This is a genomic window from Mesorhizobium sp. UC74_2, from assembly GCF_042701485.1.
GTDB lineage: Bacteria > Pseudomonadota > Alphaproteobacteria > Rhizobiales > Rhizobiaceae > Mesorhizobium.
On the sequence record NZ_CP170562.1, the window covers coordinates 2,547,502 to 2,568,339 of the forward strand.

Genomic DNA, 20,838 nt, shown 5'->3' on the forward strand with positions numbered 1-20,838 from the left:
TCGACACCGACTTAAGCGACGCAATGATGCGAGCGGGGAGACTATTTCTTTAGCGCGCCGCGCAGGGCGTCTTTGGCGCCACCGACCGCGCTTTGCACCTTGCCAGCCGCTTTTTCGACCTTTCCTTCCGCCCGGGTCTTTTTGTCACCGGTAACCTTTCCGGCAGCTTCCTTGATGGTGCCCTTGACCTGTTTTGCCGCACCTGCGATGCGATCCTTATCCATGGTCTTTCTCCATTCTGATCTTGCCCAAACGTTTCCTGGAAGGCGCTCGGGTAACGGAAAATATGAATGGCGGTTGCGCCTGGAAAGACGCGACAGGTTCACCTTACATGATGCAAATGCATCAGCTAAGCCTGCCGAGGCCGACCTTTCGAGAATCAAGGCGAAGGCCGAGTGTGTGGGTCGTCGCTTCCTGGCGCATTTAAGATCTCATAAGATATCGGAAAGCCTGCTTCTTCCGCGGCAGCCAGCATAGCTTGCCGCACTTCGTGCGGCCGCCGCTTTGACAGCATGTGCTCCATCGAGATCTGAACCGCCAGCATGTAGAGTGGACCCTTAGCTCCGTGCCAATGATTGGAAAGGATATCCGCGACCTGATCGGTGTTGCGGATGATGGTCGCGCCCAGAATGGGGAAGCAAACCACAAAAGGATCAATAAGTACGTTGCGCACGAGGCCCTCCCTGCATTGGCTTGCGGAAAACTCACCGCCAGCCATCAAGGTAGTTTGTGCGTTGTGCTTCGTAAGAAGCGGTTGCATCAGCCGACATGATGCAACTGCGTGTCCGATTGATGAAACACACCTGTGAAGGCGTGCTCACAGCAACACAATCGCCAGGATCGCGACCATGACTATCGAAAAGGTGATGATAGAGCCAAGGGCGATCGCCATTCCAAGACTTGGACCGTCTATCGGCCCTTTCCCGTTCCACCCGGCGTCCTTGCTTCTTGTTTTCAGCGCCATCAGGGCCATCCTTCCCTAGCAAGAACCCGCGAACCAAATTTTTTCGTTCGCCGGTTGCCTGGCATCAAACAGCCCAAAATAGCTGTCGGACACCACCTCCCGACAGATACCACTGCATCTGGGATCGCAGATGCAAATGCACTAGCCTCGCCGCTTTTGCAGAGACGCGCTTACAATAGGCGTCCACCCTGGTGGCGAACCGGTATCGACGCGCGTCCTAGAACATGAGCGTCATCAACCTTGCCGCTGCCTACCCCGCTAAAGGCTTTCTCGCCGACGGGATCCATCAGCTCCAGGCCACTGGCCGCTGATAAGCGTGATCACGATCCTGTCTAACAGCCTCTTTCTCGGAACCACGTCCCACTTCGGATGTTGGCTTCGGAAGGGGCCAAGCGTTACCGTGCAGAGGAGAGACAGCCATGACTCCTAAAGCAGAAAGCTACCTTCAAGCATTGTTCGTCAGCGGTCTTAGAGAAGCTTATTATGCCGAAAAGAAAATAGCGCGAGCATATCGAGAGATTGCGGACCTGCCCGAAACGCAAAATGTCTCTGAAGCGTTCAAAATTCAGCAGCAGCAGACACAATCCCAAATTCAACGCCTTGAGCGCGTCTTCGCGCGACTGAAGATATCGACTCAAACCAATATCTGCCCCGCCATTGACGGCCTTATCGAACAGCGTTCCTGGATCGTTGAGGACTACCGTGACACCCAAGCCATCGACGCCGGGCTTCTGGCAGCTGCTCGTGCCATTATGAGATCGCGCTGTACCAGACCCTCGTTTCATGGGCGCGGAAACTCGACATCATCGACGCCGCTGATCTTCTCGAGGTCACTCTGCAAGAGGAACAGGAAGCTGAAGAGACCCTGGCCTCCCTAGCAGAAAGTGACGCCAACAATCGGGCGCTGGAAATCGCAGCCTGAGCTTTCCCAGGCTACCGTCGTGAACCTCTCCATCAGGTACGTACAAGATTTCTCGCCCTGGGAAGGGATTTGACGCTGCGGCTGCAGTTGGCAAAGGCCATCCTGCAGGAGGCCGAGTTCGGGAAGATCGGGAAGACGATAATCCCACAGCCGCTACGGCTCGGTATCTCCGGCCTTGGCCCGTTCCTTCTCCCCCTTGGGAATGAAGTGATCCGCATGCACGATGGTGGTGCCGTGCTCGCCCTTCCTGACGCCACCGCCGAGCGCCAGCGCCTGCCGGAAGGTCAGCCAGTTCTGGCTTGGATAGGCGCGTTCGATCACCGCGCCCCATAGGATCAGGATGTTGATGCCGGAGTAGCCACGCCCCGTAGCGCCATTCCTCGGCAGTCCGACACCGGCTTTCGCCGCGCCCCACGGCTTGACCCAAGGCACACAACCGCGCTCGAGATCGGCGATGATGCGGTTTGTGATCTCGGAATAGAGGTTTATCCGCGATTGCTCGCCCTCCCTTGCCAACCTCGCCAAGGGCTGGATGTTTGCTGGTCTTGCGCATGATCTGGTCTCCGCTCCTCGCTGCGCCTTCCCCGGAAGCGGGGTGGGCGGCGAAAACGACCGGAAAGGCCCGCCGTCAGAGGCAGTCGGCATCCGAAGGACCGCAACGAAGTGGAGGACCCCGAGCGACAGCGAAGGGTTGCGGGCGGCCGCGGCGGGCCTAGAAGGGAGAGCCGCCCACACCGCGCCACCGGGAAGGACCAATCAAGAAATTGCGCTGGCCGGCAGGGCAGCGACCGCCTCAGCCCAACGGGCTGCCTGCTACTGGTCGATCCAAGACCCGAGTGATGAAGTCGCCCTTAGCAGGATCGTGCCCTGCACGCGGCGACGCGAACCAGACAGTCCGGCGCTTCTACGCGGCTCAGGGATTGGTCGCCTGGTCGATGATGAAGACGAAGGCTTGGCCGCTTGCACGGCAGGGTTGCAAGTCCTTGGTCTTCGCTCCAGGCTCTGTGCGACAGTGGCGTCCGAGAGCTTCCCAATATGGGCAGTCATAGTTTCTCGGAACCACTTGATGATATGAACCATTGCAGTGGGCTGATGGAAATTGCCCGCTCCGTTGGCGATCCGAGCCGGTCCGATGGTGTTCACACAACATCGGACCGGCTCATGGCATCAGCGGCCTAAGGGTTGCCGCGACAGTTCAATCAATTCGGCCTCATCCCTGATTCCCAATTGATAATTGGCAATGATCCGGGACGCTCGTTGCTCCCTGTCGCTGACGTTTTCGAATTTCCGGCATGTCGCGTCGAACACCCTGGTAAGCAAGGCTACTTCCTCAGGCTGAAACACGCCGGCACCCTCCAACAGTTGGCGCATTGGCATGATGTGTCTCCTTTGCCGAGCAGCATAGCTCGATAAGGACGAAAGGTGAAAGTCGCGGGTAACCACCCGAATAAAAGCAGCCCTGACGCTATGGACGCCAGCCGGGTTTCACGCAGGATCTGACCTTGCTGGTCGCTTGGCCATCCACTTTTTGCCGCGCGCTCGCAAGGCTGCGAAGTCCGTCTCCGGTGAGCTTCTTCGCGCGGACGAAATGGCTTCAACTTTTCGCAACGTGGCGGCGATGCCACGCATGTGGCAACCGCCGCAGCCACTTCCAAAATCCGGCGCGCCGACGCCGGCTAATGGCAAAGTCTCCTTTGCCATGAGCCGGCGGTTTCCTTCAGGACCTGCGCGCTGAAGCTCCGTCACTTGAGGTGCTTCTACGCGGCAAGGGCCGGCTGAAAACTGGAACCTGACGTCTTGCGATCGAGATAGAGCTGGAGCGTCTCGGCAATCTCACGTTCATCGAAGACGCCCTGCTTGAACAGGTCCATCGTCGCTTTCGCAAGATCCTCCGCCGCCGGGCTGCCCTGTCGAAGCCCTCGCCTACTGCAAAGATCGTCATAGATCCGTTTGAGCGCTTGCATATCGCCAGGATAAGCAATGCCGCTGGTGCGAAGAACGGCCATGTTAACCTCCTGACAGATGCCTGCGTGCCAACGCGCGCTCCTTAGACGTATTGTTTGCGAGGTCCCCGGGCCCCGGCATGGGCCGCGCGCCTGCCCCGAAACGGCATCATTGGCGCTGTGGGATGCGGATTGAAATTCTCAGGATCGAGAGCTGAGAGCTCAATGATGACGCGATCGAGCATCGGTCGCGGCTCGACAATGCGTTTTTGCGCATGCGCGGCGTCGACGAAAGCCTCGTAGGCGGACTTCGGCGTACACCATCCCTGCTTGGCTTTTTCCGCCAACTGAACCGCCTCGGTGTACCGCTCGCAACACTTGTTTGGCCAACCCATCGCCAGCACTTTGAAAACGTCATGCAGGCATGTCACGGTGAACTCGTATCCACTCGTCGTTTTGAAGACGACAGGCTTGAATGTCGGCAATGAAATCTCCCCAAGATGCGTTGCTCATCAGCCGTGACCGCTCACAGGTCCGGTGCCGCTCCAAACCCTTCCCCGAAGCCTAAGTTCCCAAAAAGTAACCGACCCCGATCACGAAAAATAACAACCTGTAATCACTGCGTGTCTTTCCCGACGACGAGGCGATTGGTGGGGTGTTTCGAAGTAAGGATGGCAACCCGGACGCTGCGGATACCGTCAACCGGCTTTTCTCATTCCGCGGCGGCGGCAAAAGTGGACTGGATCGCTTCGAGCGCCACCCTCAGAGGATCGGAAAAGACCCTGCCTTTCTGCCAGATCGCAACGTAATGATACACCGCTGACGGATCGACGGGCCGGGCGGCCACATTGAAGGCGGCGTACTCGCGCGCGATAATTTCATTGGTAATCGAAACGCCAAGTCCGGCCGACACAAAACCAGCCTGATGGCCGCTGGAGTCATACTCCACCACTATATCCGGCTCGATGCCTTTGAAGCGCAGTGCGTTCATATTCATATGATGTGAGGCAAATTGCGGATCGACGTCGACAATGGTTTCTCCGGCCAGATCATGCGCCTCGATGCGGGTCTGTTTCGAGAAACGATGGTCTGGGTGAAAGACACAGACATTGCGTGCCGATCCAAGCGGCGCCCATTCGAAAAGCTGCGGATTGACGGGTAGCCGGGAGACTCCGAGATCGGCTCGCCCGGCTAGGATGTGTTCGCCTACCTGTTCGTAGGTTCCCGAGATCGTGCGGACGTTGGAGACGGTTTTCTGGCGGATGATGGCAACGACTTTTGGCAAGGTGACAAAACAAAACACGGCAGGTGTCGCGATCGAGATCGGCTGCCGTTCATCTGTCTTCATCGTAAGGATCGATGTTTCGAGCCGCTCCAGCGAATTCAACGCCAGTTCCACATTACGCAAAAGCTCCCAGGCTTGCTGCAATGGCTGGATGCGATTTGCCGATCGTTCGAACAGAGCGATGCCAAGCGTTGTTTCGAGTTGTTTGACATGCTGGCTGATCGCCGGCTGGCTTATGCCAAGCACGGCCGCAGCGCGCCGTGCCGAACCGGCCCGTAGCACCTCACGAAAAACCTGAAGTTGCCGAAGTTTCAGGCCGCTGTGCGACAATTCCATGTTCAGCTTCCTTGCCGACACCGCGACGACAGTCGCATGCTCAGCGAAATTCCTAACAAATAACGAAACTATATAACCAAAGATTATAGAGAAAATAATGCAAATTATAGATTGAACGCGTATTTTTTGGCGATAATTTAGGCATAGAATCAAATTTAATCTTTGGTTACCTGAACAAAAAACGACAACCATACGCAAAAATCAGCGCGATTTATCAAGTGATGCGCGCGATTTCTCGAAATCCATCCATAATATTGGTGCAGACATGAACGGCTTTGCGATCCAGTTTGCTGGAGCGCTGCTGATCACGATCGGACTTGGTCTTGTCAGCGGCTTTCTCGGCACAGTCTTCGGGCTGATGCTGGCTATTTTGAAGAACGCGCGCGCCCCTCGAGTGACGGGAGTGATCACTGCTTACACAACGATCGTCCGTGGCGTGCCCGAACTTGTCATCATCCTGCTGATCTATTTCGGCGGCACTGCGCTGGCGAGCAGGATCGCCGGACGGTATGTCGAGATCAACGCCTTCACCGCCGGCACCGTCGCGCTGACGGTGGTTTTCAGCGGCTACGCCACCGAAGTGTTCCGCGGCGCGATCGCAGCCATCCCGCCAGGACAGGCCGAAGCGGCAAAGTCGCTCGGGCTGAACGCCTGGCAGCGATGGATGTTCGTCATAGGTCCGCAGATGTGCAGGCTGGCATTGCCTGCCTACGGCAATCTCTGGATTTCGCTGTTCAAGGACACCGCACTGGTTTCGATCGTCGGCCTGACCGACATCATGCGTGTCGCCTCGCTTGGCGCAGGATCCATGCGCGCGCCGCTGACTTTCTATCTTGCGGCGTCCGCCCTCTATCTGCTGCTGACGACTGTCACGCTCGTGTCGATCCGCTCGGCTGAACGCCGCTACCCGGCCCTGGGCCGATAGGAGGCATGCGCGTGGACTTCGAAACGATGATCGCGGCGGTAATGGTGCTTTCGTCGGGCCTCGCCATTACCTTGAGCCTGACGGCGATGGCGCTGATGGCGGGATTCATCCTGTCGGTACCGCTTGCCTTCATGCGCGCCTTCGCACGCCCTGCCCTGTCGCTGACGGTGCTGTCCTACACTTATGTCTTTCGCGGCACGCCAATGCTGGTCCAGCTGTTCCTTGTCTACTACGGCCTCGGCCAGATCGAGGCGGTGAGAGCCAGCGTCTTCTGGGTGATATTGCGCGACCCGTTCTGGTGCGCCTTGTTGACCTTTTCCCTCAACAGCGCCGCGCACACGACCGAAATCCTGTGCCGGGGCCTTCAGTCGGTTCCGAAGGGCGCGACGGAAGCGGCAACCGCGCTCGGACTGAAACCCATGCAGGTGGCGCGTCTCGTCACCTTTCCGATTGCTTTCCGGATATCGCTTCCGGCCTACGGCAACGAAGTGGTCGGCATGATGAAGGGCTCTTCGCTTGCCAGCACGGTGACGTTGCTCGAGGTGACCGGCATGGCGCGGCAGATGGTGTCGATTACCTTCGCGCCCTATGAGATCTTCATCGTCGCCGGAGCCATCTATCTGCTGCTGACCTCGCTTGTCGTCAAGGCGACCCAGCTCTTGGAACAGCAGCTCGCCACCGATGGTACCGCCAGACGGTGGCGGCGGCCGCGGTTCGATCCGGCCATACCAGAGCAGCGGTTTACCGCACCGATGCCGTGACTTTCCCATCCAATTGTCCTCAACATCCAACTCATAAAGGTGTCCTGATGCGCATCGTTCTGGCCGGTACCGTATTTGTCGCCGCCATGATCTCCGCCTTGCCGACAAGAGCAGAGTCGCCCCGCGTGATAACAATCGCCACCGAAGGCGCCTCGCCGCCCTGGGACGGCACCAACGAAAAGGGCGAACTCTACGGATATGACATCGATGTCGGCCTCGACCTGTGCCGGCGCGTCAACGTGCAGTGCAAATTCGTGGCGCAGGACTGGGACGGAATCATTCCAGCGCTGCTGGTCGGCAAGTACGACGTCATCATGTCCGGCATGGCGATCACCGAAAAACGCAAGAAATCCATCGCCTTTTCCAACCCATACGCGTCCGGCTATAACCAGTTGGTGGTCCGCAAGGAGCTGGGCCTCGAGCCAGGCGATACCACGCAACGCCTGAACCTTTCTGCGATCGATGCCGGCGGCAAAGCCGTCCTGGACCGACTGAGGTCAATTCTGGCGGGGAAAACGATGGGCGTCCTGCGCTCCTCGAATTCGGAAGCGGTGCTGAAGGAGCTTTTCGGCGATGTCGTGACACTGCGCAGTTATGACAGTCTCGACAATCTCAAGCTCGACCTTGCCGCTGGCCGCGTTGACGGCGGCCTCGCCGACTATTTCACATGGCGCGACTTCCTGGAGACGCCGGAAGGGGCCGGTGCGAGCTTCCTTGGCCCGCAGGTCAATGGCGGTCTCTGGGGGCCCGGCGTCGGCGCGGGCATGCGCAAGGAGGATGGCGCGTTGCTGGCACGGTTCAACACCGCCCTCGAGGCGGCCATTACCGACGGAACGATCAAGACGTTGAGCCTGAAGTGGTTCAAGACCGACATCTCTCCGGCGGCCTCGAAATAGCGGACCCGTCCAGATCAACGTGATTTCCATTCCGAACCTTTCAAGGCGGGCTCGATGACCAATTCCTTCTGCGTGGCTGTCACCGGCCAGTCGCTGATCAAGAACGACGTCGCCCATGTAGGAGACGAACGCTTCGTTCAAGTGCTGGATTTCCTCAGGCAAGGCGACGTCGTCTTTACCAATTTCGAAGCCACCGTTCTCGGGCGCCATGGCGGCTGGCCGACCAAGGGAAAATATTTCGACTATGCGCGGCCGGCGGTGCTGGACAGCCTGCAAGCGATGGGTTTCAACGCGCTCGCGCTTGCAAACAACCACGCCTTCGATCTTGGCTCGGCGGGCGTCCTGTCGACGTTGGACGAGGTCTGGTCGCGCGGCTTTCTCCATGCCGGCATCGGAACCGACCAGACCGACGCGATGCGCCCCGGCCGACAACGCCTCGGCGCCCGGGACGTAACGCTGGTCGCCATCGACGCCGGACCGGGGCCGGACAACATGTATGCGGAAAATCGCACGCCCACCCGTCCGGCACGGCCTGGGGTCAACAGACTGAAGACGTTGCGCAGGATCGGCGTGCCGGATGAGGATTTCCAGCGGCTGGTGAGGCTGGCCGAGCAATTGCAGATGACGCCGGTTGACGTGGGCAACTACACCCAGCCGAACGATCCTCCTGCGGTGGACGCAGAGAGCGAAATCAATCTCTACGGGACGATCTTCAGGAAAACCGACAGTCGCGGAAGGCTAATCGAGATCGATCGCGACAGCGCCGAGGCTCAGTTGTCGGTGATGCGGCGGGCCGCGGCGCGCGGCGACTTTGTCATCGCCTATCTGCATCACCACCATTGGGAGCCTGGTTGGCATGACGTGCCGGGCTGGGTTCAGGATTTCGCCCGCTCCTGCGTCGATGCCGGCGCCAACCTGTTCGTCAGTCACGGCGCGCCGGTGCTACAGGCGGTGGAACTCTACAAAGGCGCGCCGCTGTTCTACGGCCTTGGCAACTTCCTCTTCCACGTCCCGGCCGAAGAAACCGAGTGGAGCGCGCCGGAAATCTGGCAAAGCATTGTCGCGACCTGCCGCTATGACGGCAGCGGCACCCTCGCCTGCATCGACTTTTTGCCTGTCGTCATCAGCACGCGAGACGCCGGCAAATCCGCGACGGAGCGATCGGTTCCGCTTGCGGCGACAGACGAGGTTGGGCACCATATCCTGCAGGGCTTCGCCGCCCGCTCGCGCAAGTTCGGAACCGAAATCGCAATTTCCCGATCTTTCGGCCGCATGGTACTGACCGCCGGGCGCAAGGCCGGTTGAGCCAGTGCCGCAACCGGGATGGCGAAAGCAAACGTAGGCCGGCGTGGTACGACAGTGGGGCCGCGCCACCTTCGATCTTAAGCGCTTGTCTCTTTGTTCGACTGCAACAATTTCGATTTGCGAAGCGAATTGCGCGCAGACTAAGCAGCCAAGCGAGCATCGGCATAAATATGAATCGCCGCGATTTCGGCTTTCTTAGCGACAGCTTCGGTGGCGAGATCGAACGCAGTCTGCATGTTCATCCAGAACTGGGGCGTGGTGTCGAAAAACTTCGCCAATCGAAGAGCGGTGTCGGGGGTAACCGATGTCTGCCCCGCCACAAGGCGCTCGATCCTGGTACGCGGCACATGGAGGTGCTTTGCTAACGAGTATGGTTTGAGGCCAAGCGGAGCAAGGTACTCTTCACGGAGGATCTCGCCCGGATGAAAAGGGATTAAAGTGACGGCGGACATCGGTTTCTCCTCGTGTCAGAGCTAGTGATAGTCGGTGATTTCGACATCTTCTGCATGGCCATCAACCCAACGGAAGCAGATTCGAAACTGATCGTTGATGCGAATGGCATGTTGTCCCTCCCTGTCTTTCGTCAAGGAGTGGAGTTTGTTGCCGGGCGGTGATGCCAGGTCTTTCAGCTCAACTGCCTGTTCGATCATGAACAGCTTTCTTTGAGCGGCCCGGATTAGATCGGACGGAAAACCTTTGGGCGCGTTGCCAGCTGCAACAGCTCCGGTTTTCTTACCTTTGAAGCTTCTAATCACAAACGTATCATAGCGTGATACGCCTCCATTCGTCAACAAAAAGTATCATTTTGCGATACGTGACTTGGTGGGACCTATTGTAGAACCAGACGGCGCTAACCCGCACTCAAGCGAATGCCCATTGCGCATCGGTCACCGCGATCTCTTTCTCCCGCAGCCGGTGGTGCAGTTGCCACCAGGACGCGTCCTGGGTGAAACTTTCCATATTCGCGCAGGCCTCAACCAGCGGCGTCGCGCCAAGATCGTCGACCTGGCTTGTCAAACCGTCGCAACCCCGGTCCAGAAACAGTTCAAACGGCTCCTGGCCGTTTGCTATGACACGATGTCCCCAGGCCTCGGGCAGATCGTCGGCGGCCAAAGCGTCCCGAAGATCGGCGTCGACACCGGCAGCAGCGAGTGCCCGGCAAAGGACGTAGCGCATCAAAGGATAATAGATCGGTTGGTGGCTACCGCCCAGCACGCGCACGCCCGGCAGCATCGCCAGCACCAGGAAGGTGACGAACATGTTTGGAATGAGGCTGCGGTCCAGCAGCCTTTCGATGATGTCGGCAACGGCAAAGCGCGCGACCGCTGCGCCGGAGACCTGTTCGACCAGTTCGCCGCCGACCAGCCGCAACGCCGTGCGCTTGCCGTTCCGATACGACCAGAAAAAATCGGTCCCGCGGATAAACCAGCCGCGCCATGGTCCGGCGGCGAGCCGATCGATCTCCTCAAGAACAGTCGAGACGACCGTTTCATTCTCCAGCAACCGCATGCGCAGCCATGACCCGCCGTCAGCCAGATGCTGCGCCACCAGATCGGCGACATCCTCGTCATCGAGCTGCAGAAAGGAAAAGCCGTTCCCAAACAATACCGGCCACAGCGCCAGGTTCGCGGTCTTGATCGCGTGGGCTGGTCTGTCGAACTGCGTTTGGGGAAGAAGTCCCCGCCGACGCGCAAGCGCGTCGTTGTCTCCGTCCGCTTGCGCGGGCGCAAGCTCGAACCGATAGGGACCAAATGCACTCAGCAGACTGGATCCGATCATCCGTCTTTTGCCGAGCCCGAAAACATTGACCGGCTTGCCGCCGATGTTCAGCCAGCCAGGCCCCTTTCGTGTCCTCTCGACAAGACTGACCGTCGAGACGGCACAGGAAAGATATGTCGAGCAGCCGTGAGCGGCGAGGCCAAGCAGGCTGAAGACATGTGTGTAGTAGGCCTCCGGATCGATGATGAGGAGCAGATGCGGACCGGTCTGCAACACCGGCCTTTGCTTGAATTCATCGCAGATCCTTGCAGCGGCCGAAGGTGCCAGACGGTTGCGGATCGCGGCCTTATGGATGATTTCCAGCAAGGCATCGAGTGCCTGGACCCGGCAATGCGGCTGGGATTCCAAAGCCGGAACCTCGAAAAGATGGCGAGCATAGTCGCGCACCGGTCTATCATGAAAGGCGCCAATCCACGGATAGAGCGCAGTCAATGCTCCAAGCGCTGCGGCTTTTCTCTCGCTTTCGGTTGCTGGACTGTCCACCTCAGAACGTGCCTTTCTGCTGCGGGCGCCCAAGGGCGGCCAATGCGAACATGGCGATGAGCAGAACCCCGCCGAAGCAGAGGAAGATCGTTGAAGGAGACGCTCGATCCCCGACGGCTGCGACAATGCCGAACACAATCAGGCTGAGCAGAACCGCCACCGCATGCATCGCGCCTTTGGCCCGACCCAGGCTACCAGCAGCGACCCGTGACTGGAACGTAACCTCAACGGAGACGCGCCCCAGATTGTAGAGGAAACCGAGCGCAGCAAAAACCGCCGTTGCCCAGACCGCCTCCAGGAACGGAAACGACATGAACAGCAATGCAGCCGCTCCCAGAAGCAGCACATGGCGGGCCTCGGGATGCATCCATGCCTGGATGGCGATCAGGGCGGTCGCGCCAAGCAACGATCCTGCCGACCAGGCGGCCTCAAGGCGGCCGAAATCCGCGGCACTGCCTTTGCGCTCGGCAAAGACATAGGTCGATGCCAGCACGCTGACCAGCAACGCACCTGCATAGAAGAGTGCGTAGACGGCGATGAGATGCGGAAAGCCAGAGCGGATCCGGCATGCCGTCGTCGCGGCCACGCCGCTGTCGCGCAGCGCTGGCGGTATCCTCAAGGGCAGAAGCAAACCGCCGGACAGCAGAAAGCAGGCGCCGAAGACGGCAAAAGGCCCCGCCGGAGAATGCCAACCGAGCAGGAACCCGGCGCAAAGTGCCGCCAGCAGATTGCCCACCTGCATGGTCAGCACGACAATGGCGTTCCAGGTCACCGGATCCCGCCCGCTTCCGGTGGCAGGGATCATGGCTTGATTGGCGGTGAGCGCGACACGGTCGCAGGCGGAAAAAAGAGCCGCCGATACGCACAGCGTGAACAATGGGTCCAGGTGCAGCATCGCCAGGCCGGTTGCGAAAACAATTACGGATCGAGCAAACTCGGCGGCTGCATTCAGCCGCCGCCTGTCAAAGCGATCGGTCATGATGCCGGCTATCGGACTGGAAGCGACCTCGGCGACGCTGGCGACGACGAGAAACGCCGCGACGCCCACACTGCCAAAGCCTCGCGCGGCGAGTATCCATGCCGCCGCCAGATAATAGCCGTTGCGACCGACAGCTCCCGACAGGGCACTCACCAGGAAAGCCGCACGCAGCCAGTCCGACGGCGGCCTCTGGCTTATTTCCTCACTGAAGCGGTGAACCCTATCCGACACGCACACAGGCCTCGTTTGCGCGATCCTCGCACCACGGCCGGCATTCCGCTTTCAGAATGGCGTTGCGATTTGCTCAAGCTCGCCCCAAAGCGCCTCCGCTGCTTTTAGATTCTGCAAAGCCTGCGAAATTCGGTTGGCGTAATGCCGAACTCGCGCTTGAACGCGGTTGTGAAGTGGCTGGGAGTAGCGAAATGGCACGCCATCGCGATTTCCGTCGCCGAAAGGCTGGTCGTGCGCAGCATTTCGGAGGCTTTTTCCAGCCGGCGTTTGGCCATGTATGCGTGCGGTGTCATGCCGGTCGACTGCTTGAAGGCGCGCCAGAAATGGAAACGGCTCAGCCCTAGCGCGTTGGCCAGTTCAGCGAGCGTCGGCAGCTTGTCGGAAGATTCGATCATTTCCAGCACATGCCTGAGATCGAAAGACGACAGACCACCCTTGGCGACCGTGCGCGATATGCCGTTCAACCGGCTCATCTGAACGATGAGCTGCATCGCCTGGCTCTCCGCCATGATCAAGCTGAGCGGATCGGGATGCGCGACTTCCATGGCAATACGCTGCAAGGCAGTTTCGACCGCACTGTCGCTGCTGGCGGCAGACAGACTGACCGGCGACGGCTCGAACGCGCTTGATCAGTGGCAGGCCTCTCGCAAGGTATCCACGCTCGGCAAGGAAACTGGCCAGCGGTTCGGGCGGATCGACGGCGACGAGATCGCCAACATCGTAGCGTCCGTCAGCGTCGATCCTGTAGAGGCCCTGCGGTGCGCTGGCGGAAGCATTCCAGACAAGGAGGGGCACGAGGCGCGGACAGGAAAGGCCCGCGGCTGCCACGACGGTTATCAAGATGAAGCAGGCGCGGGTCATGATTTTGCTGTCCCACGCGACACGGCCGGACTTGGTGCGGGAGAAAAACGGATCGGCCACGAGTGCGGCACGTTGCATGGCGCAAACGCGCCCGGGAGCGCTGGCACGCGGCTGAACCGCTCACCGTCAGGAAGCGCCCGATCGATCGCATTGCCGACGATGGTGCTCATCGGGGAAGTCGCCCACCGTACAGCTTCTGCTCCGCTGCATAGCGCTTGGCGGGCAAGACCAAACCACGCGGGTCGGAAGTCGACGTAACCGCACCACGGTCTGCCCAGGCTTGCAGATCCTCGACCGCATAGACCACACGGCCGCCAAGCTTGCGATAGTCCGGCCCGGTACCATAGGTCCTGTGTTTTTCCAGCGTGCGGGCCGACAGGCTGAGGAATTCAGCGGCTTCCTTGGTGCGCAGATAGCGTGGCGGCAGATTTTCGGATTGCATCGACCGTGGCTCCATGATCGGGATGTCCACCGAGGGGTGAACGGCGACCAGGGTGGCGCAGCGGCGGCGCAAGGTGGGATGGGGAGTTTGGGCAGGACAAAATCCCTACCCCGTTCGCAGGTCCAAAGCGGCTATGAGCGCCGGCGATGACGCAGGAATTGCAGATAACCTCCCGCGATCAAGGTGCTGGCACCCTCGACAAGCCCGATCACCGTGTCGCGCAGCGGCGAAGTCTTCCAAGGTTCGGACGCGACGCGAGACGTGCCATAGAGGCCTTGTGCGATCTCGCGGTAGCTGGCTGCGTTTTCGCGACCGTCGGCGGCCCGCAGCATGAGACGCAGACGGCGGCGACGCTGGGCTGTCAAGCGCGTGTCAGACTGTAGCGAAAGTCCTTTCCAACTCCGCCACAGCCGGCTCAACGCCTCGATGCGACCGGGTGTGTCGGCGTCGAGCGGGATCAGCGCGGCGATCGAACTGTCGGAGCGAAGGTCCGGCGGCAAGACAAGCTGGGTTGCGTCGGCGCCGCTATGGACAGCATGGCATTCGCTCGGCGTCATGCGGTGGACCGTTAAGTGCAGCGCAGGCATCGACTCCGCCTTGGCAATGGTGGCGGGGACTTCGGCAAGTCTCAGCACGCCTGGATCGACTGCTGGAGACCACAGGACGGTTTGCGCCAGGGCGGAAAGGTCGGGCCTTGCCGGGAAATCGCAACCCCCAACGCAGTTGATCAGCGGTCGCGAACGCGTGATCTTCCGCGCCTGCGGCAACGAGCGTCCGGTATTGCTGCTGATAATCCGAAGAACGCCGCAGGCATTCCCATGCGAGCCCCTCAACCGAAAGATCGTCGAGGTAATCGTAGCTGCTATCGTCCCGCCACTTTGAAGTATCCGGCTTCATGAACAGCCCTCGCAGACAAGGTGCAGTCGGATTGGAAAGCATCGCGGGCCGATGCGTCTGGCGGAAGGGTTGTTGCCGGCATCGGGCGATGCGCGACGGGCATCACGCGACCAGTCGGTCAGTCAATCGCGGCCCTTGCGCAGAAGATCCAGGTACCCTTTGCGGGTCATCCAGTGCGCGCGGTGCAGATGACTGGCATGGACGCTGCTGCCACGCTGGGGCTCGGCCAGGGGATCGATGCCAAAGAGAACAGTGACGGCTTCGCGCCAGTCAGCGCCCTCGGTTTCGGCATCAAGGAGGCGCAGATAGAGCTTCACATGGGTCCGATCATACTCGGTGATCTCGTCCCCGCCTGGAGCGCTGTCGTCGAAAGGTTCAATCATCTGCTCATCCAGAGCCGTTCTGGTGATGGTCGAGATCCTATCTTATCCATTACGCGCGCTTCGAGGAGAGTGGCGTCGGACATTGGGCGATGCGTTTCTTGCATCGGGGCTAGGCTTAGGCACGCGGTGAGCCAAATGAAGGTGGCAAAAGCAACCAAAGTCGGTGACCCTCGAAAGCATTCGGAACCACGTCGGTCGCGAGCCGTTCCTTCCTGGCAACGCGAGGATCCAGCCATGGCCGATACCCCTGATGACAATACTTCCGAAATCGAACAGGATCCCAGCCTCCGAGCCGTCGAGCAGCAGGTCGCCTCGCTTAGGCGCGAGATCAACAAGCTCGGACGGACAATCGCCGCCCTCGCCGAGGATGAGATCGAAGCCGAGGTCCGGACCATCGGCGGTGTTGTTAGAGACAACCCTGGAACTTTCTCGGGAGCCTTGCTTCTTGGCACGGCGATGGGCGTTGTGATCGGCTTGGCGCTCGGGAACCTCAATAGCGAAAGCCACCGCTGGTTGGACAGCTACCTCCCCCGCTAATCTCCAATGGGTATCCCAGTTCGTTTGGCGCTGGTATCTGCTTCGTCCGATATGCCATTGCGGTGACTTTCCGACCTGCCTGTGACGGAAAATTCCAGCTCCGCTCACGCCCTCGCCATGAAGGAAGCTCGCGATGAACTACATTGTCGTGATTGGCATTACCGAAGATGTGGCAAGGAATCAGGCAGCGGAGAAATCCGGCTATGCGCCTTCAACTATTGGCCGACTGTCATTGGTAATCGACCAACGCAGCGACAGCCGGCAGGACGCCTATGTCTTCGAAACCTCCAATGACGTCGCAAGCCATCCAATGTATGCCAAAGCGAAGTTATTCGACGCATTCGACCTGGAGAACGATACGATCAGCGATGGGCCGATACTCATGTTTGGCCCTGAAGTTACCGTCGGCGGCTGAGCGCCAGATCGCTCGCCCTCGGCGGCATCATGCTGCGCGGTTGGCCAGCACCGCGTGGAGAGTTTCTGGCCTCAAATGAGTGTAGCGTTTGAGCATCTTCCAGTCCTTATGCCCCGTCACCAACGCAACCTGCTCGATTGTAAATCCGAACTCGAACAGGCGGCTCGTGGCTTCGTGACGCAAATCGTGAAAATGCAGGTCTTCGATACCTAAATCCCGGCAACCGCGGCGAAATGCGGAGCCGACCGATCTGGAATTGAACGGGAAGATCCGGTCATCGTCGTTGCACCGCTTGCTTCGCCGTTCTTCAACGATAGCCCACGCGTCGTAACCCGTTGCCGCGAACAAAGGGATGCGCTGATTATTGCCTCTCTTGTTCCTCGGATCTTTTCGATCACGAATGAGCAACATTCGCGTGCGCGCTTCCACATCCGACCAACGCGCTTTGCAAATTTCCTCCTGCCGCATCGCTGTTGCTACCGCAAAACGAATGATCTGCCCTACCGGGGCGATCTGGAGAGGGTTTGAATCAAAATAGGCTATCAACCTGTCGAGTTCGTCTTGCTCAGGACGCCGATCGCGTTGGTGCCCTTTGCCGACGAGACCAAGTCTCTTGAGGGCGATCCGCGCAAGATCGACGGGCTCTACCTTGACGGGTAGGCCGTGAACCGCGGCAGCATGAGACAGGATGAGTTTTATCATCCCGATGTCGATGCTGAGCGTCATCGGGCCTGCGCCTTGGGCTGCGCGATCACGGCCGAAGCGAATGATGCGCTCGCGATCGAGCGCCGCCATGTTGCACTTTCCAAGATGCCGTCTGAGCAGCCTAAGATTTGCGGCCTTTGAACGCAAAGGTGACTTGCCTACATCGCACATGTCGTCGATATGCAGGTCAATGAGGTCGCTGAAGGTCTTGAACCGCGCATTGCGTGACTTGGTCGGCGCCTCACCACGGTCAACCTGGCGCTCGGTATCGATCGCCCAGCGCCGTGCATCATCCCGCCGAAGAAAGGTCTCGCTGATATAGCGCCCCTTGCGGCGGACCTGGACGCGCCACGAACCGGACGAAAGTTTGGTATAAGTGGCCATCTTTTCGTGTGCGCTCCGTGTGCAGTAAGGGATCGAAACATGGCGAAAAGGGTCGTATTCTCGCGAAAATCCGCGCGTAGCCGATCGACGCCAACAGATTGATGCTAAACGAAAAATGTATAAAAATCAAGGACATACAATCGCCGTTGCGCCCATGATCGACTGGACGGATCGCCACTGTCGCTTCTTTCACCGCCAGCTGACGCAGCGCGCGCTGCTCTACACAGAAATGGTCGTGGCGGATGCTATCATCCATGGCCAACGCGAACGGTTACTGGGTTTTGACGCTGTCGAACATCCGGTGGCGTTGCAGCTCGGCGGATCGGATCCGCAAAAGCTCGCCCAGGCGGCGCGCATCGGCGAGGATTTTGGCTATGACGAGATCAACCTCAATGTCGGCTGCCCTTCCGACCGCGTCCAGTCTGGTACATTCGGCGCCTGCCTGATGAAGACACCAGCGCTTGTCGCCGACGGCGTCGCGGCGATGAAGGCAGCGGTGAAGATACCCGTGACTGTCAAATGCCGCATCGGCGTCGATGATCAGGACCCGGAGCCTGCCCTCGACATCTTGGCCGATTGCGTCTTTGCCGCCAATGCCGACGCCTTGTGGGTGCATGCCCGCAAGGCCTGGCTGGAAGGCTTGAGCCCCAAGGAAAATCGCGAAATCCCCCCGCTCGACTATCAGCGGGTCTACCGGCTGAAGGCCCGGCTTCCGGAGCGTTTCATCGGCATCAATGGCGGCATTCCTTCAGTGGCGGATGCCGTCAGCCAGCTCGACCAGGTCGACGGTGCCATGCTCGGCCGGGCTGCCTATCATACGCCGGGCATCCTTGCTGCAGTCGACGCCTCCCTGTCAGGCAGGCAGCCGGGACCATTCGATTTCGCCGCTCTGATCGACACCATGGCCGGTTATACGGCGCGTCATATCGAACAGGGTGGCCGCCTTGGCCATGTCACGCGTCACATGGTCGGCCTCTTCCACGGCCTACCCGGTGCACGCCGCTGGCGACAGATCCTCTCCACCGATGCGACACGCCCGGGTGCGGGGCCGGATATCTTAAAGGCGGCATTCGCCGCGATCGATTTCAACGCCGAAGTCGCCGCCTGAGAAAGAGCCTGCCCTGTAAATTCGCTGCTCTCTGACATTGAAGCTGACAGCGGCTTGTATTCATCTCGCCTGGCCCCAATAGCCAATAGGTGTGAACACAAAGCTTTTTTCATTTTTAGCTACGACATTAGTTGTAGGTTATATTCTAAAATTTATGCTCGCAGTGGTACCGTTTTAAATTCCGGGAGCCGACATGAAGGGCATGGTGTTCACCGAACTGCTGGGTTTCGTGGAACAGACCTACGGAGAGGATGCGGTGGATGACCTTATCGAGGGTTCCGATCTGCCGAGTGGCGGCGCATATACGGCCGTGGGGACATATGACCACAGGGAAATGCAATCCCTGGTCACCACACTGGCGGCGCAAAGCAACACACCGCCGAACGAATTGCTCAGTCTGTTCGGCCAACACCTGATCCAGCGTTTCAAGGCATCATTCCCTGATTTCTTCAAGACGGCGGCCACGCTGTTCGATTTTCTCGAAAGCATCGACAATCATATCCATGTCGAGGTGCGAAAACTCTATCCCGATGCCGAACTGCCTGAGTTCAGGGCTGAACGCTTCGGAGATGGGACGATGCACCTCGACTACCACAGCAAACGGCCATTCGAGGCCCTCGCCTCGGGTCTCATTCTCGGTGCGGCCCAGCTCTACGGTGAGCCCGTGCTGGTCGAGAGCAGCGCGCTCGAAGGCGATGGCGAGAAGTTCGTCCGGTTCTCGATCCGGAAGACAGGCGCGATAGGCTAGATGTTGCCGCAAACCGACACTTCCGGCGATCGTGTTGCGCGTCTCGAGCGCCGTCTCCTGCGGGAACGGCGTGCCCGCGAAGAGGCCGAATGGCTGCTCGAGGCGAAATCGCTGGAGCTTTACAACGCCAACAGCCACCTCACGGCGCTGGCGAACGATCTTGAGATGCGCGTACTCGATCGCACCCATGAGCTGGAGGTCTCTCGTCAGCAGGCCCTGTTTCTCGCCGAACGCGACCCTTTGACTGCGCTTGCCAACCGGGTCAGTTTCGCGCGCGATCTCGACGCGGCCATCCACACCGCCCAGGTTCATGGCGGATCGGTACAGCTTGTGTTTGCTGATCTCGATCGATTCAAGGAAATCAACGACAATTACGGTCACGCCGTCGGCGATGCGGTTCTGCTGGAGGTGGCAACCCGGCTGCGGACGATCTGCAGGGGAACGGAGGTGCCAGGACGACTGGGGGGCGACGAGTTCGGCGTCATCTGCATCACGCCGCTTCAAAGCGAGCGGGCTCGCCAGATCGCGACCGAGATCATGGAGGCCATGAGCAAGCCGATCGACTGTGGTCGCCTGCAACTGATCGTCAGCTGCTCAGTGGGTTTTGCAAGCTTCCCTCGCGATGCTTCGGATTCTCCAACCCTGCAACGTTTTGCCGACGTTGCCCTATATCATTCCAAGTCATCCGGACGCTCGACGTGGACAGAGTTCGACGACACCATGGCAGCCGAGCTTCATAGCCGCCAAGGACTCGAAGTAGAGCTGCGCGCCGCGGTGGCGGCGGGAGAAATCGAGCCTTGGTACCAACCCATCATCTCCGCCGGGAGCAACAGGATCGTCGGTGTCGAAGCGCTCGCACGCTGGCAACACCCAGAGCGCGGGCTCATTCTTCCCGGGCTGTTCATCCCACTGGCCGAAGAAAGTTCACTGATCGTCGAACTCGGTCGCGCAATGATCGATCGCTGCTGCCAGGAGATGCATCAGCTGATCGGCGATGGTCGTCTCGACTATGTCTCGATCAATCTGTCGCCACGCCACCTGCGCTCCCCTTCCGTGGTCGAACAGGTCGCCAGGATCCTGGCGCGTCACGACTTCCCGCCTTCCGCACTGCAGCTGGAAATCACGGAAAGCCTTCTGCTCTTCGATTTCGAGCAGGCCGAACAGCGTCTCTCGCAATTCCGCACGCGCGGCGTCCGAATTGCCCTCGACGATTTTGGAGCGGGCTATTCAAGCCTCTCATACATCAGGCGATTGCCACTCGACGTCATCAAGATCGATCGCTCATTTGCCCGGGATATCAGCGACGATCGGCAGTCCGAGGCTGTGGTCAGGGCAATCGTTCAGCTTGCACAGGCGCTGGAGCTCCAGATCGTGGCCGAAGGCATCGAGACCGAAAGCCAGGCGGAGCGGATGACCAGTTGCGGGTGCTCCATCCAGCAAGGCTATCTGTTCGGACGGCCAATGCCGCTGAATGACCTGATGCGACATCTGAAGGCCAAAGGTTGACGACAAGCGGCCTCCGCAACCAGGCGTGATCGAACTGGTTGCG

General features: G+C 59.5%; 26 protein-coding genes and 3 pseudogenes. 10 read left to right on the forward strand and 19 right to left on the reverse strand.

The window, feature by feature from the left end; all coding sequences use genetic code 11:
* Nucleotides 1–41 precede the first annotated feature (41 nt).
* The 3 genes from ACFJIU_RS12265 to ACFJIU_RS12275 form a co-directional block, all read right to left on the reverse strand.
* Nucleotides 42–224, reverse strand: coding sequence for a CsbD family protein (locus ACFJIU_RS12265; protein WP_379071710.1), 183 nt, complete (start codon nt 222–224; stop codon nt 42–44).
* A 155-nt stretch (nt 225–379) separates the two neighbouring features.
* Nucleotides 380–673, reverse strand: coding sequence for a DUF982 domain-containing protein (locus ACFJIU_RS12270; protein ID WP_379071713.1), 294 nt, complete (start codon nt 671–673; stop codon nt 380–382).
* Nucleotides 674–817: 144 nt separating this feature from the next.
* Nucleotides 818–964, reverse strand: a complete 147-nt coding sequence (locus ACFJIU_RS12275; protein ID WP_379071716.1) for a hypothetical protein — start codon at nt 962–964, stop codon at nt 818–820.
* A 419-nt stretch (nt 965–1,383) separates the two neighbouring features.
* Between ACFJIU_RS12275 and ACFJIU_RS12280 the strand changes: the two are divergent.
* Nucleotides 1,384–1,886: pseudogene (locus ACFJIU_RS12280) on the forward strand (ferritin-like domain-containing protein).
* Nucleotides 1,887–2,042: 156 nt separating this feature from the next.
* Here the strand turns inward: ACFJIU_RS12280 and ACFJIU_RS12285 are convergent.
* The 5 genes and pseudogenes from ACFJIU_RS12285 to ACFJIU_RS12305 all read right to left on the reverse strand — a co-directional run.
* Nucleotides 2,043–2,402, reverse strand: a pseudogene (locus ACFJIU_RS12285) (ArdC-like ssDNA-binding domain-containing protein); the annotation flags it as partial.
* 651 nt (nt 2,403–3,053) lie between these two features.
* Nucleotides 3,054–3,263 carry a hypothetical protein gene (locus ACFJIU_RS12290; RefSeq protein ID WP_379071719.1) on the reverse strand — a complete coding sequence of 70 codons (210 nt, stop codon included), beginning with the start codon at nt 3,261–3,263 and terminating at the stop codon, nt 3,054–3,056.
* Nucleotides 3,264–3,643: 380 nt separating this feature from the next.
* Nucleotides 3,644–3,892 carry a hypothetical protein gene (locus ACFJIU_RS12295; protein WP_379071722.1) on the reverse strand — a complete coding sequence of 83 codons (249 nt, stop codon included), beginning with the start codon at nt 3,890–3,892 and terminating at the stop codon, nt 3,644–3,646.
* A 41-nt stretch (nt 3,893–3,933) separates the two neighbouring features.
* Nucleotides 3,934–4,314 carry a DUF982 domain-containing protein gene (locus ACFJIU_RS12300; RefSeq protein WP_379071725.1) on the reverse strand — a complete coding sequence of 127 codons (381 nt, stop codon included), beginning with the start codon at nt 4,312–4,314 and terminating at the stop codon, nt 3,934–3,936.
* Nucleotides 4,315–4,541: 227 nt separating this feature from the next.
* Entirely contained in the window at nt 4,542–5,450 is a 909-nt protein-coding gene (locus tag ACFJIU_RS12305) for a LysR family transcriptional regulator (protein ID WP_379073066.1), read from the reverse strand.
* 265 nt (nt 5,451–5,715) lie between these two features.
* Here ACFJIU_RS12305 and ACFJIU_RS12310 point away from each other — a divergent pair, with 265 nt between their 5' ends.
* From ACFJIU_RS12310 to ACFJIU_RS12325, 4 genes are read left to right on the forward strand one after another with little or no spacing between them, the layout of a single operon-like run.
* Nucleotides 5,716–6,375 carry an ABC transporter permease subunit gene (locus ACFJIU_RS12310; RefSeq protein ID WP_379071728.1) on the forward strand — a complete coding sequence of 220 codons (660 nt, stop codon included), beginning with the start codon at nt 5,716–5,718 and terminating at the stop codon, nt 6,373–6,375.
* Nucleotides 6,376–6,386: 11 nt separating this feature from the next.
* The gene (locus ACFJIU_RS12315; RefSeq protein WP_379071731.1) at nt 6,387–7,136 is read left to right on the forward strand and encodes an ABC transporter permease; all 750 of its coding nucleotides are present in this window, start codon (nt 6,387–6,389) and stop codon (nt 7,134–7,136) included.
* A 47-nt stretch (nt 7,137–7,183) separates the two neighbouring features.
* Nucleotides 7,184–8,032 (forward strand): transporter substrate-binding domain-containing protein, encoded by an 849-nt coding sequence (locus tag ACFJIU_RS12320; RefSeq protein ID WP_379071733.1) that lies wholly within the window; start codon nt 7,184–7,186, stop codon nt 8,030–8,032.
* A 54-nt stretch (nt 8,033–8,086) separates the two neighbouring features.
* Nucleotides 8,087–9,337 carry a CapA family protein gene (locus tag ACFJIU_RS12325; RefSeq protein ID WP_379071736.1) on the forward strand — a complete coding sequence of 417 codons (1,251 nt, stop codon included), beginning with the start codon at nt 8,087–8,089 and terminating at the stop codon, nt 9,335–9,337.
* 140 nt (nt 9,338–9,477) lie between these two features.
* Here ACFJIU_RS12325 and ACFJIU_RS12330 read toward each other — a convergent pair whose 3' ends face one another.
* The 10 genes and pseudogenes from ACFJIU_RS12330 to ACFJIU_RS12375 form a co-directional block, all read right to left on the reverse strand.
* Nucleotides 9,478–9,789, reverse strand: coding sequence for a HigA family addiction module antitoxin (locus ACFJIU_RS12330; RefSeq protein ID WP_379071739.1), 312 nt, complete (start codon nt 9,787–9,789; stop codon nt 9,478–9,480).
* Between the two features lie 21 nt (nt 9,790–9,810).
* The gene (locus ACFJIU_RS12335) at nt 9,811–10,092 is read right to left on the reverse strand and encodes a type II toxin-antitoxin system RelE/ParE family toxin (protein WP_379071742.1); all 282 of its coding nucleotides are present in this window, start codon (nt 10,090–10,092) and stop codon (nt 9,811–9,813) included.
* A gap of 106 nt (nt 10,093–10,198) precedes the next feature.
* Complete coding sequence (locus ACFJIU_RS12340; protein ID WP_379071745.1) at nt 10,199–11,503, reverse strand: hypothetical protein; 1,305 nt, start codon at nt 11,501–11,503, stop codon at nt 10,199–10,201.
* A gap of 97 nt (nt 11,504–11,600) precedes the next feature.
* Nucleotides 11,601–12,809: an MFS transporter gene (locus tag ACFJIU_RS12345; RefSeq protein WP_379071748.1), complete on the reverse strand. Its 1,209-nt coding sequence runs from the start codon at nt 12,807–12,809 to the stop codon at nt 11,601–11,603.
* A 104-nt stretch (nt 12,810–12,913) separates the two neighbouring features.
* Nucleotides 12,914–13,369, reverse strand: a complete 456-nt coding sequence (locus ACFJIU_RS12350; RefSeq protein ID WP_379071751.1) for a helix-turn-helix transcriptional regulator — start codon at nt 13,367–13,369, stop codon at nt 12,914–12,916.
* A gap of 76 nt (nt 13,370–13,445) precedes the next feature.
* Nucleotides 13,446–13,748, reverse strand: a pseudogene (locus ACFJIU_RS12355) (hypothetical protein); the annotation flags it as partial.
* A gap of 88 nt (nt 13,749–13,836) precedes the next feature.
* On the reverse strand, nt 13,837–14,112 hold the full coding sequence (locus tag ACFJIU_RS12360) for a helix-turn-helix transcriptional regulator (RefSeq protein WP_379071754.1): 276 nt from the start codon (nt 14,110–14,112) through the stop codon (nt 13,837–13,839).
* Between the two features lie 131 nt (nt 14,113–14,243).
* Complete coding sequence (locus ACFJIU_RS12365) at nt 14,244–14,747, reverse strand: DUF2285 domain-containing protein (protein ID WP_379071756.1); 504 nt, start codon at nt 14,745–14,747, stop codon at nt 14,244–14,246.
* Nucleotides 14,638–15,051 carry a transcriptional regulator domain-containing protein gene (locus tag ACFJIU_RS12370; protein WP_379071759.1) on the reverse strand — a complete coding sequence of 138 codons (414 nt, stop codon included), beginning with the start codon at nt 15,049–15,051 and terminating at the stop codon, nt 14,638–14,640. The genes ACFJIU_RS12365 and ACFJIU_RS12370 overlap by 110 nt, the downstream gene beginning before the upstream one ends.
* Nucleotides 15,052–15,131: 80 nt before the next feature.
* Complete coding sequence (locus ACFJIU_RS12375) at nt 15,132–15,392, reverse strand: DNA -binding domain-containing protein (RefSeq protein ID WP_379071762.1); 261 nt, start codon at nt 15,390–15,392, stop codon at nt 15,132–15,134.
* Nucleotides 15,393–15,626: 234 nt separating this feature from the next.
* Here ACFJIU_RS12375 and ACFJIU_RS12380 point away from each other — a divergent pair, with 234 nt between their 5' ends.
* Entirely contained in the window at nt 15,627–15,929 is a 303-nt protein-coding gene (locus ACFJIU_RS12380; protein ID WP_379071765.1) for a hypothetical protein, read from the forward strand.
* 133 nt (nt 15,930–16,062) lie between these two features.
* Nucleotides 16,063–16,344, forward strand: a complete 282-nt coding sequence (locus ACFJIU_RS12385) for a hypothetical protein (RefSeq protein ID WP_379071767.1) — start codon at nt 16,063–16,065, stop codon at nt 16,342–16,344.
* A 27-nt stretch (nt 16,345–16,371) separates the two neighbouring features.
* On the opposite strand, the gene ACFJIU_RS12390 is transcribed toward ACFJIU_RS12385, so the two are convergent.
* Nucleotides 16,372–17,433: a tyrosine-type recombinase/integrase gene (locus ACFJIU_RS12390; RefSeq protein ID WP_379071769.1), complete on the reverse strand. Its 1,062-nt coding sequence runs from the start codon at nt 17,431–17,433 to the stop codon at nt 16,372–16,374.
* 115 nt (nt 17,434–17,548) lie between these two features.
* On the opposite strand from ACFJIU_RS12390, the gene dusA reads away from it, so the two are divergent.
* From dusA to ACFJIU_RS12405, 3 genes are all read left to right on the forward strand, one after another.
* Nucleotides 17,549–18,541: a tRNA dihydrouridine(20/20a) synthase DusA gene (gene dusA, locus ACFJIU_RS12395; RefSeq protein ID WP_379071772.1), complete on the forward strand. Its 993-nt coding sequence runs from the start codon at nt 17,549–17,551 to the stop codon at nt 18,539–18,541.
* 193 nt (nt 18,542–18,734) lie between these two features.
* Nucleotides 18,735–19,289, forward strand: a complete 555-nt coding sequence (locus ACFJIU_RS12400; protein WP_379071775.1) for a heme NO-binding domain-containing protein — start codon at nt 18,735–18,737, stop codon at nt 19,287–19,289.
* On the forward strand, nt 19,290–20,795 hold the full coding sequence (locus ACFJIU_RS12405) for a putative bifunctional diguanylate cyclase/phosphodiesterase (RefSeq protein WP_379071777.1): 1,506 nt from the start codon (nt 19,290–19,292) through the stop codon (nt 20,793–20,795).
* Nucleotides 20,796–20,838 lie beyond the last annotated feature (43 nt).

Bases quoted from the DNA above. Each gene is read 5' to 3' on its own strand.
- ACFJIU_RS12265 (WP_379071710.1), bottom strand. From the start codon at position 224: ATGGATAAGGATCGCATCGCAGGTGCGGCAAAACAGGTCAAGGGCACC.
- ACFJIU_RS12275 (WP_379071716.1), bottom strand. From the start codon at position 964: ATGGCGCTGAAAACAAGAAGCAAGGACGCCGGGTGGAACGGGAAAGGG.
- ACFJIU_RS12290 (WP_379071719.1), bottom strand. From the start codon at position 3,263: ATGCCAATGCGCCAACTGTTGGAGGGTGCCGGCGTGTTTCAGCCTGAG.
- ACFJIU_RS12295 (WP_379071722.1), bottom strand. From the start codon at position 3,892: ATGGCCGTTCTTCGCACCAGCGGCATTGCTTATCCTGGCGATATGCAA.
- ACFJIU_RS12305 (WP_379073066.1), bottom strand. From the start codon at position 5,450: ATGGAATTGTCGCACAGCGGCCTGAAACTTCGGCAACTTCAGGTTTTT.
- ACFJIU_RS12310 (WP_379071728.1), top strand. From the start codon at position 5,716: ATGAACGGCTTTGCGATCCAGTTTGCTGGAGCGCTGCTGATCACGATC.
- ACFJIU_RS12320 (WP_379071733.1), top strand. From the start codon at position 7,184: ATGCGCATCGTTCTGGCCGGTACCGTATTTGTCGCCGCCATGATCTCC.
- ACFJIU_RS12325 (WP_379071736.1), top strand. From the start codon at position 8,087: ATGACCAATTCCTTCTGCGTGGCTGTCACCGGCCAGTCGCTGATCAAG.
- ACFJIU_RS12330 (WP_379071739.1), bottom strand. From the start codon at position 9,789: ATGTCCGCCGTCACTTTAATCCCTTTTCATCCGGGCGAGATCCTCCGT.
- ACFJIU_RS12360 (WP_379071754.1), bottom strand. From the start codon at position 14,112: ATGCAATCCGAAAATCTGCCGCCACGCTATCTGCGCACCAAGGAAGCC.
- ACFJIU_RS12370 (WP_379071759.1), bottom strand. From the start codon at position 15,051: ATGCTTTCCAATCCGACTGCACCTTGTCTGCGAGGGCTGTTCATGAAG.
- ACFJIU_RS12375 (WP_379071762.1), bottom strand. From the start codon at position 15,392: ATGATTGAACCTTTCGACGACAGCGCTCCAGGCGGGGACGAGATCACC.
- ACFJIU_RS12380 (WP_379071765.1), top strand. From the start codon at position 15,627: ATGGCCGATACCCCTGATGACAATACTTCCGAAATCGAACAGGATCCC.
- ACFJIU_RS12385 (WP_379071767.1), top strand. From the start codon at position 16,063: ATGAACTACATTGTCGTGATTGGCATTACCGAAGATGTGGCAAGGAAT.
- ACFJIU_RS12390 (WP_379071769.1), bottom strand. From the start codon at position 17,433: ATGGCCACTTATACCAAACTTTCGTCCGGTTCGTGGCGCGTCCAGGTC.
- dusA (WP_379071772.1), top strand. From the start codon at position 17,549: ATGTATAAAAATCAAGGACATACAATCGCCGTTGCGCCCATGATCGAC.
- ACFJIU_RS12400 (WP_379071775.1), top strand. From the start codon at position 18,735: ATGAAGGGCATGGTGTTCACCGAACTGCTGGGTTTCGTGGAACAGACC.
- ACFJIU_RS12405 (WP_379071777.1), top strand. From the start codon at position 19,290: ATGTTGCCGCAAACCGACACTTCCGGCGATCGTGTTGCGCGTCTCGAG.